This window comes from Sphingobium sp. C100, from assembly GCF_000508185.1.
GTDB lineage: Bacteria > Pseudomonadota > Alphaproteobacteria > Sphingomonadales > Sphingomonadaceae > Sphingobium.
In genome coordinates this window covers 24,912-34,998 of record NZ_AYOY01000161.1, presented here as the reverse complement: position 1 = coordinate 34,998, position 10,087 = coordinate 24,912, and the positions used below count along the sequence as shown (strand labels likewise).

Genomic DNA, 10,087 nt, shown 5'->3' with positions numbered 1-10,087 from the left:
GCGCCGCAACGGCGCACTGTCTTTGTAGCCGAACGTGCAGCCGTCGCGCGCGCCGGTGCTTTGCCGGGTCAGGCACACGATAGCGAAGACGGCCCGATCGCCGGATGCCTCGATCCGTTCGCACGCCGCATAATAGGTCGAACCGACCATCGAGGACGCGAGAACCGTAAGACGATGGTCCGCGTGCGCATAGGTGAACTGGTTGTCGAGATAGGAGCGCGGAGTGGCGTAGCCACCCATATCGCGCATGAAGAGCCAACCCATGAGAGATCTCCTGCAATTGCGGGGTTCAGGCGGCAGCCGCGAAACGCACCGCGCCGATATCGCCGAGCATGCCGGCAAGCCGGCGCTGGAACGCGGCCACGTCGAGTAACTCGGTGATCGGCGCGCGGTGGAGCTTGCCGATCTCCTGCCCGTCACGACAGCGGCTGATCGAGACCTCGCTGTCCGGAAGAAAGCCGCGCGGGACCACGCGAACGGCGAGTTCCGCGTGGCGCAGCTCCGTCGTGCCGTCTTCGTGATCGGCCCCCAGGATGGTGTTGATACGGGCGTCGTCCGCGTCGAGGCCGATTGCCGTCGCGAGGCGTGTAAGCGCGCGGCGCGCCTGATAGTGGAAGGTCCGTTTGGCGTGGTAGTTTCCGCCGACGCTCTTCCCGGCAATGTCGAGCAGCGCTGGCGCGGCGTCGACCGCCAGGCGATCCGCTTCGCAACGAAGGCGAAGGACGTTCATGCTGGGCGCATCGCGTTCGGCAATGTCTGCCAGATGGCGGATGAGGAGAAGGATTGCCGCGTCGCTGGCGACAGGCTTGCCAGCACGCTGACAGTCGTCGACGGCGGCGTTGAGGGCGTGGAGCGCCGTCGGCAGATGGTCCAGACCGGCGGGGGAAAGGGCCTGATTGTGGCGGTAGAGCGTATCGTAGAGCATGGAAGCCTCCTTCTGAGCGCTCTGGCGCGCTCAAAAGGCCGAAGGCGTCCTCTCCTCCCCTGTCCTTGCCGCGGCTCGACGCTACGGCGAACCGGCGGTAGGCGCCGGGGTCGGGGCGGGCGATCGCCGCGATCATGCTGCTTCACGGATCTGTTCCTGGGCTTCGTCCGACATGGCGAGGCCCGTTGCGCGGAGCAGAAAGGCGGCCGCCGCTTCGGCTTTTGCGGCAGCCGTCATGATGGCGCGGGAATCCTTGCGCAGCACCGCGAGCCACGAGCCGATATACGCTGCATGATCGTCGATATGGGCGGTCGGGAGGCCAAGATCCGCGCCAAGCAGGGCGGATGTCATCTCGGCGCAAAGCTCTTCGAAAGCGTAGGCATTGTCGCCGAATTTCCTGCCAAACTCTCGATTGAGCCGGTCGGGATGGCCGGTCCAATGCCCTGCCTCATGCGCTAACGTCGAAGCGAAATACGCGCGGGTCGAAAACAACCCGACGGGCGGCATCGTGATGCTGTCGGCAACGCGGTCGTAAAAGGCACGATCGCCGCGCTGGTGAACCTTCGCCGGAAGAGCATCGAGGAAGCGCTGCGCGCGATCCGGCAGCGCGTCTTCGGGGGCGACGACGCTGACGGGGCATGGATAAAACTCCTCCGGCAGCCCCTCAATCTGATCGGCATTGAAGACGGCGTAGGATCGCAGCACGCGGCGCATTTCGTCCGTGGCATCGCCGGTAACGGGCGACTCCACGGTCTTGCTGTAGGATTTGTAGAAGATGGCGATTTGCGACCGCTCGCCTTCGCGAACCTGGCCGCCCAACGCCTGTGACTGCTTGTAGGTCATCCAGGTGCGCGAATGGTAGCCGGCGCTTTCGGCGCAGAGCCACAGCCAGAAGCAATTGATGCCCTTATACGGGTCGCCGGTCGCGCGAAGGGGACGGCCGCCGAGGCCAGGCCGCCACGGCTTCACCCAAGGGCGTACGCCGGATTCGAGTTTGTCGATAATCGCGTTTGTGATGGTGTCGGCGGGCGACGGTTTATCGGCGGTCTTTGCCACGGCAAGTTCTCCTGATCTGGTAGAGGCGAGCCCGGAGCAGCGCCCTCCCCTCTGAAAGGCCGCCGTCCGGGCACAAAAGGAGGGGCGGCACTCCGCGAAGAGTGCCGCCCCCAGTCGCCTCGAACCGTGCAAGCGGGCGTCAGGCTGCCTCGCTCAAATCCTCCTGACCGTCATGTGTCGCGTCTTCGAGGTCCGACTCGTCGTCACCATCGTCGCCGGGATCGACATCGTCGGCCTCGTCGATGAAGGTCGAGCGCAGCGCGATGGTCTCGGGCTTTTCGATGGCGTCGAAGCGCATGGCATCCGGCAGCCAGGCCGCCGCCTTTTCGCGGACTTCGGCCTCGACGATCCCCTGTCCGTTGCAGAGCGAGGCGCAGGTTGCGGCAAGGTCGCCCTTCTTGGCGTCCTTGTATCGCCCGCGCAGGATCGGCCCGCCGATGGCCTCGAGCGCGTCGAGCATGACGTCCTTTTTGACGCGGCCGAAGAAGTTTTCAGCCGTGGGGCGCCACCAATGCTCGACCTGAATGTCGAGCGCGCGACCAAGATGGTCATGGAACCCATTGGACCGTCCGCCCTCGGGAACGTTCAGGCTCGGCTCCAGCGTGCGTGCGATCGAGAAGGCCACCCAACTGCCGCGGGCCTCGTCGTCGAGCGCACGAAAGGCATCGAAACGTTCGGACATGGTCTTATGACCGGCCCAGCTCGTATCGAGACGCTGGCGCTGATCCTCGATGGCCTGCGACGCCATCGATCCTTCGTCGCGGAAGCCGAAGATCGGGAATTGGGCGCCGCTGGACTTGAGCGTCGAGTGGTTGCGGACGTAGTTCTGCTCGAAGACGACATTCTGCGCCATCAGGAAGATGGTGAGGTCCAGCGCCATCGCCGGATCACTGGCGATGTGAGCGACGAGGATCTGCCGGCGCTGGGTCGCCAGCTCGTCAATCAGCGTAGCGCTGAGTTTGGGTCCATGATCGATGTCGTAGGCGCCGTCGTCACCATTGGCACCGCCCATCACCTTGGGCGGAGCATTCGGATCGACAACCGGCTTCTCACTGAACATGCGGGTGTGAACGCGGGCTTCGCCATCGCCACCGATATAAACGAACGTCCCGATCTGCGCTCGTACCGCCGGATCGATCTCGCGACGGGATTCCTCGATGCTTTCAAGTTCCCGTTCGATTTCGTCGAGACGATCGTTCGCGACCTCGGCTTCCGCCGTCCCATCGGTCAGTTCGCCTTCAAGCTGCTCGACGAGTTGGTCATTCTCGGCCGAAAGCGCTTCGACGCGCGCGCTTTCCGCTTCGCTAAGCGGTCGCGCGGGCGCGTGAAACTCATGAAGCTGACGCTCGAGATCGTAGGGAACGTGGGTGGCCGCAATCGGCGTCACGAAGGCAAGTCCCTTGGCCTGCGCGAGTTCGGCGGCGGCCGCCTCCAGCTTTTTGCCGGCAAGATCTTCGAGAAGATCGACGTCGATCCAGTTCTCGTCCCCCTCGGCGGCAAAGAGATCACCCTCGATGCGGCCGCCTGCGGCGACATAGGCATCGCGACCGATGAACCGCGCCTTGGCATCGTTCGCCTTGATCGTCCCGTTGAGGATCGCACGCCGGATGTTGTCGGGCTGATCGCCATAATAGGAGGTGCTCATCTGTGCGAACACGCGAGCCTGACGATCGATGTCGCTCGTCACGGCATAGGCCTGAGCGACCCCCAGGGTGATTTCGCCGGCGGCGAGAGCCTGGAACACGCTTGGTGCAAGCTCGGCAAGCCGCACCCGCTGCTCGACGAAGCGGGTGGTGACGCCCTGTCGCTTGGCAACGTCCTCGGCGGTCATCCCCTTCTGGATGAGGAAGTTGAACGCGGTGCTTTCATCCGCCGGGTTCATCGGAACGCGCTGAAAATTCTCGGTGAGGCTCGCCTCGACCGAGTTGTCGTCGTCGGTAAGGACGAGGACGGGCACGACATGGTCGACGGGCAGAGTGCCCTGTTCGATCAGGCTCTGGAGTGCGCGCAGCCGGCGCCCGCCCGCCTTGACGGTGAAATGGCCCGCTTTCTTGAGCGGGGTAACGATGAGATTCTGCAACAAGCCTTGCGTTGCGATGCTGGCGGCTAGGGCGTCGATACCGGCCTCACGGCTCGATTTACGGACATTGTCCTTCGACAGCGAGAGGTTCTTGACCTTCACGGACTGGATCATCTTTCGTCTCCATCTGGAACTGGCGCGCCGCCTCGACGGTCACGCGAGCCTGCTCATCAGGCCCACAAAGCCGAAGGCCCCCTCCCCTCTCCTGCGCTGGGCGCGGAGAGAGGACCTCGATCGTCAGGCGGCGATGCGCTCGATGACAGCAGCGGCATTCGCGACGGGAACGAACATCCGCGTCCTGTGCTGGATGATGTCGGTAAAACAGCCGGCCGCCTTGAGTTCGGCAAGCCGCGTGTGCGGCCAATCGAGCAGTTCGAGGCGCTGCTGGCCGGCGACCAAGCTGCGCTTGAGCCGGTAGGCTCCGACGGATGATATATCGCCGGTCGTCATCACATGCTTTGCGGTGTCTTCGCCCGACACGGCGATGGTGGCGTTGATCCCGAAAGCGTCGGCGAGCTTCGACACCAGCGGTGCAGGAACGATCCGGCCGAGGAAAGACTGGCCGTCATCGGTGTTCAGGCGCCAGACCTGAACATGATCATCGGGCAAGCGATCCCAGACCGGCAGGAGCAGGCCGGCGACCAAATAGAGCGTGCTGGTGCGGGTCTTGTCTCGCATCTCCTCGACCTCGGCCTGCCACAGCGCCGAAAATTCCTCCTCGCTGGCCTCTTCCCACATCGTTTCGAGCAGCAAATCCTGCCGCATCCGCTCGGAACGGGTCGGCCGAACCAGCTCGTAACGGCGAACGATCTCACCATCGTCATCGGTGAGCGAATAGGTGTTGCACCGGATCGCGGCCCTACCGGACTTGCGATTGAGGATCGGGCGCGCGTCATCGCCCAGGATACGCAGCGCGCGATCCAGCGGGAGCGGCTTATAGCGCTCCTCCGTTTCGAGACGCAGAATCTCGGTTTCCGCGCCGCTTGTCTGGTCGCGCCGGATTACCGTGCGATCGAGGATCGTGATGCGTTCGGCATTGATGCTCTCGACGCCAAGATCGAGCGTGCCAGCTTCGCGCGCCGCTTCGATCCTGGCCTCAATCAGGCCGAGATATTCATCGAAGATCGCATTCTGCAGCGCGATGCGCAGCGCGAGAATGCGATTAAGCCAGCGCTGGATGGGCGGCAGCTCCTCCTTCAGCCCGCCGCCTTCGCCCTCGAGCTCAAGTCCGGTCAACGTCTGGAATTCGCCAAGCGTGGTCGAGCGCAGCTTACCGTCGGCAAGCAGGCGGAACCATGTTTCGAGGGATTCCTTGGCATAGTCGCTTTCAAGGTTGTCACGCGGGTCGAACAGACCTTGGCCGCCTGTCTGACGCTGGCCCCGTGTCAGGGCACCAAGGCTGTCGAGGCGGCGGGCAATCGTGGAGATGAAGCGCCGCTCGCCGCGGCAGTCGGTCGATACCGGACGGAGCAGCGGCGCGGTTGCTTGATGCGTGCGATGGGTGCGGCCGAGACCCTGTATGGCCGCGTCAGCGCGCCAACCGGGTTCGAGCAGATAGTGGTTGCGGCGCGACTGGTTCTCGGCGGTAAGGCTGGCGTGATAGCTGCGTCCGGTGCCGCCTGCATCGGAGAAGATCAGGATCTTCTTCTCGTTCCGCATGAAGGCGTCGGTCTCGGCAAGGTTTGTTCGCGGCGAACGGCTCTCGATACGCTGGCGACCGTGCGCGTCGATGACGATGCGCCGGCTTCGTCCCGTCACCTCGGCGACGGCATCGGTCCCGAAATGCCCGATGATATGATCAAGGGCGGACCCCACGATCGGCAGGGAGCAGAACCGCTCGACGAGATTGTCGCGCATCTCAAGCGCTTCCTGACTGAAGACGGGACGCCCATCCTCGTCGGACATAGGTTCGGAGCGCGTCTTGCCGGTGTCGTCGACGAAGGTCTTCATCTGTCGGACCGGAAAGGCGGCCGTCAGATAGTACATGACGAACTCTTTGGGTGAAAGCTCAATGTCGAGATTCGCCCGGTCCTCGGCGTTCAGCGCGGCCAGTGCCCGGTTGAGCATCGCCTCGGACGTCGAGACGAGCTGGATCACGACGCTCTCGCCCCGGGCCAGATCCGCTCTGATCGCCGGGATCAGCGAGGGCAGCTTCATGCCGATCAGGATTTGGCCGAAAAACCGCTGCTTGGTGGATTCGAAGATCGACAGTGCCGCAGCCTTCGCGCCGCTGTTGTAGGTGTCGTTGGAGAAACTGTCCGTCACCCGGGTGGCATCGAGCGCGGTGCGCAAATTGGCGTGGATGATCGCCCACGCATCAGCATAGGCGTCATAGACCTCGACCTGATCGGGCGTCAGGCGATGTTCGAGGATGTCATATTCGACACCAGCGAAACTGAGCGCCCTGGCGACATAGAGGCCCTGCATTTTCAGGTCGCGGGCGATCAATTCCATCGCCGCGATCCCGCCACGTCGCAGACTGTCGACGAATGCGCGGCGATCGGCGAAGGCGGTGGTCGGACCCCACAGGCCAAGCCTGGTGGCATAAGCGAGATTGTTGACGTCCGACGCGCCGGTTGCCGACACGTACAGGACGCGGGCACGGGGCAGCAGGTTCTGCAAGCGCACGCCGGCGATGCCTTGATCGGAGCCGTCCTTGGTGCCGAAACGGCCTTCGCCGCCGGCGACACCCGCCATTTCGTGCGCCTCGTCGAACACCATCATGCCGTCGAAATCGTCACCGACCCAGTCGAGGATCTGCTGAAGGCGAGTGCCCTTGTCCCCCCGGTTGGAGCGGAGCGTCGCATAGGTGAGGAAGAGCACACCCTCGGCCGCGCCGATCGGCGTGCCCAGCTTCCACTGGTTGAGATGCTGGATGTCGAGCGCAAGACCGCCGACCGCGGTCCAGTCGCGACGTGCATCCTCCAGCAGTGTCTCGGTCTTGGATATCCAGATGTGCTTGCGGCGCCCGCGCAGCCACTGGTCGAGGATAATGGCGGCAACCTGACGGCCCTTGCCGGCACCCGTGCCGTCGCCAAGGAAGAATCCGGTCCGGTAAGGGCGACCGTCCTTGTCCGGCGTGAGCGACAATCCTTCCTCGGCCGCCTTGAACAGACCGGAGATGTCGCGCTCGAAAGCGTCCCCGGCGTAGATCAGCGTTTCGAGCTGAGCGTCGGACAGCACCCGGTTGTCGACTACTCCGGTCGGCAGCTTCGGAACGTAAGACGGCCGCGGTGCCGTAATCGAGCCCATGGCGATCGATTCCACCAGAGCGGTCGGATGCGCGGATGCACAGGGAATGGCGATCCGGCTTGGCCGATACGGCAGGTACACCCCCACCGCCTCACCGGTCGGTACGGGTGCAGCAAAGACGGTGTAGCCGATATCAAGCGCGTTGAGAGATTGGGCGGTCGTCGCGATCGGGGCCGAAAGCCGGGGTCTGCTCGAGAGACCGCCGAGCAGGGATGCGCGCGCTCGGGTTGGTGCAAGACGCGCTGGGGAGAGTCGCGGTGTTTCCGTGACGCTGGCTGCGGAAGCGCTGATCGTCGCGAGCGCTTCGGCGAGTGAGTTGCACCGAACGATGGCGACGTCATCCTGGACGCCTTTTTCCAGAACGATGAGCTTCACGATCTGGCTGGTGCCGTGTTTGGCATAGGCATTGGCGGGCAGTTCGACGTGGAGCGTGATCGCACAGCCGTCGGTTGCCTTCGCCCAGGCGCGGCTCGATGTATCCACGCGATCGGGAAGGATAGCGGCGCAGCGCCCCCCGGCATCAAGGCGTTTCAGGGCGGCGCGCAAGTGGCGGAACGCGGCAAGCGGGTCGGCATGCCGACCGATGCTGCGTGAAAAGGGCGGGTTGATGAGCACGGCGGTCGGGCGGATCGACAGCGGCAGCAGATCGTCGATGAGTTCGCCATCGTGGCGACTGACTGGTGCGGTGGGGAATGCTGCCTGGAGCATGTCGGCGCGCGCCGGATCGATCTCGTTGAGGACGAGCTTGGCGCCAGCGCGCGCGGCGAAAACGGCGAGGAGCCCGGTGCCGGCGGAGGGCTCCAGGACGGTATCGGCTGTGGTGATGCGAACGGCGAGTGCGGCAAGGTAGCCAATCGCGGCCGGTGTCGAAAATTGCTGGAGCGCGATCTGTTCTTCGCTGCGCACAGTATGCGTCGGCAGCGATGCGGTGAGCGCGGTCAGGGCCGCCAGGCACTCGGCGGGCTCTTGCGGCAGGTCGAGCTTGGCGAGGTGCAGGACCTGGGCCAGCTCCAGCACATCATAGGCGTCGCGGAGTGACCAGTGCCCGTCAGCAGCGGTTGAACCATAGGAACTTTCCATCGCCCGGAGCAGGCCAGGCCGGTCCATGCCGTCGCCTTTGCGCAGCTCGGCACAGACCGCGTTCGCGGCGGTAACGGATGGTTCGGTGAAATCGAGTTCGAGAGCAGCGGCTGAGGTGTGCATTTGAGGCCTCCATCGTTTCGTCCGGTGCCCATCACCGGATCAACAAGCCGGAGGCCTCCTCTCCTCTCTTCAGTGGGCGTGTATCTGGATCACGGTGCGAGGAACGGCATTGCGGGCAAGCCGATCGCGCAGAGCATCGTTCCAATCGTCATGCTCGGTTGGGAGCCACTCTTCGACCCTTCGCCCGTTGGCGCTGAGGTGCTTCCCTGCCCTCTTAAGGCAGATCTTCGCCGCCTTGTTCCGCTGACCAAACACGATGACGCGCTTCACATGGGACGGTATGCCGACATGGGCATAGCGCTCGGCACCAAGCACAGCCCAAACCGGCAATTGGAACCAGTCGATGGCGGACAGGGCATCTTCGATCCCTTCGGAGATGCCCAGAACGTCATCCGGCTCACCAAACCGCACGCTGCCCGAGCCGAGCAGGCCCAGCGCCAGCTTGGGCTTGTGGAAGGGGCGCCGCAAAATGTCGGTGGGATCAAGAAAAGTCCGGTGGACCGCGACCAGGCCCAGCTCATTTCTCACTGCGGCGATCATTGCGGGAAGGCTGCGCCGATCCTTCCCCTTTCCTATGATCGTCTGTGGGTTGAAGCGAAGGTCAGGCGTCGGCGCATAAAGGCCCCGAGCATGAAGATAGGCTTCAGCCGGTGTGCCGGCGATGGGGATGCTGCGCTGCCATAATGACCTCGCCAAATCGCTCAGATCGCGTGACGGCGCGCGCGGCTCGACATGGACCGGCTCTCGATCGTGCAAACCCTGACGATCGAGAGCCTTGAGGACATCGGTAGATGTGCATCCCGCGAAGCATTTGAACAGGATCGCCTTGGTGCCGAGGCGGACCGAAAGACTGGGGGAATGATCGTCATGGGCGGGGCAGCGGCACTCGCCGCGCGATCCAGACCAGCGTCCGCCCAGGCTCTCGACGATCTGCTTGGCGCGAACCGCTGCGTCGATGGTGACTGACATAAGCGAAACTCCTATCGAAGATTTAGGTTCGCTCCGCGCATGCCCCCTCCCCTCTGGCCCAATCGGCGCTGCCTCCCACGACCTATGCCGCCTTAGCCGCCAGCACACCGAACTCCTCGACGATCCGGTCGGTCGTGTAGTGGGTGGTGCCATCGCGCTCGTAGGAGGTGTCACGCAGCCGTCCGGCAATCCTCACGAGATCGCCAACCTGGGCCTTCTCATCGATATATTTCCGTTGGCCATCGCTGAAAATGACGACGCGGTTCCAGTAGCTGTCCTCGATCCACTGTTCGCCCTCTCCGCGGCGGCGATAGTTCGCGCACACCGAGATGCTCGTGACCTTGGGCTTGGCGTCGATCTCGCCGATCCGTCCGATGATCTCGAATTTGGCAAAATTGATCATGCGACCTCCTCACTGCGTCTGCCCAGCGGCGACGAGCGGTGATTCAGCTGCTGTCGGGTCGCCGAGGATCTCGTCGCTGGGCGGATCTGCCAAGGATCGAGACCGGGATGCTATCGTGGAACATCGGTGTCGCGGTATCCCCCCAGCTAGGGGGGGAATCGGTCATGCTGTCCGACCTGAAGGGATGAGCGAATCGCCT

General features: G+C 63.9%; 6 protein-coding genes and 1 pseudogene. All 7 read right to left on the bottom strand.

The window, feature by feature from the left end:
* Positions 1–264 (bottom strand): annotated as a pseudogene (locus C100_RS39695) (DUF6927 domain-containing protein); the annotation flags it as partial.
* A 25-nt stretch (positions 265–289) separates the two neighbouring features.
* Positions 290–925, bottom strand: coding sequence for a hypothetical protein (locus C100_RS39690; protein WP_024020686.1), 636 nt, complete (start codon positions 923–925; stop codon positions 290–292).
* A 132-nt stretch (positions 926–1,057) separates the two neighbouring features.
* Positions 1,058–1,981 carry an ArdC family protein gene (locus tag C100_RS39685; protein WP_024020685.1) on the bottom strand — a complete coding sequence of 308 codons (924 nt, stop codon included), beginning with the start codon at positions 1,979–1,981 and terminating at the stop codon, positions 1,058–1,060.
* A 139-nt stretch (positions 1,982–2,120) separates the two neighbouring features.
* Positions 2,121–4,175 carry a ParB/RepB/Spo0J family partition protein gene (locus tag C100_RS39680; protein WP_024020684.1) on the bottom strand — a complete coding sequence of 685 codons (2,055 nt, stop codon included), beginning with the start codon at positions 4,173–4,175 and terminating at the stop codon, positions 2,121–2,123.
* A gap of 123 nt (positions 4,176–4,298) precedes the next feature.
* On the bottom strand, positions 4,299–8,516 hold the full coding sequence (locus C100_RS39675) for a strawberry notch-like NTP hydrolase domain-containing protein (RefSeq protein WP_024020683.1): 4,218 nt from the start codon (positions 8,514–8,516) through the stop codon (positions 4,299–4,301).
* A 69-nt stretch (positions 8,517–8,585) separates the two neighbouring features.
* On the bottom strand, positions 8,586–9,485 hold the full coding sequence (locus C100_RS39670; RefSeq protein ID WP_024020682.1) for a DUF7146 domain-containing protein: 900 nt from the start codon (positions 9,483–9,485) through the stop codon (positions 8,586–8,588).
* A gap of 82 nt (positions 9,486–9,567) precedes the next feature.
* Positions 9,568–9,888 carry a single-stranded DNA-binding protein gene (locus C100_RS39665; protein ID WP_024020681.1) on the bottom strand — a complete coding sequence of 107 codons (321 nt, stop codon included), beginning with the start codon at positions 9,886–9,888 and terminating at the stop codon, positions 9,568–9,570.
* Between the last annotated feature and the right edge of the window lie 199 nt (positions 9,889–10,087).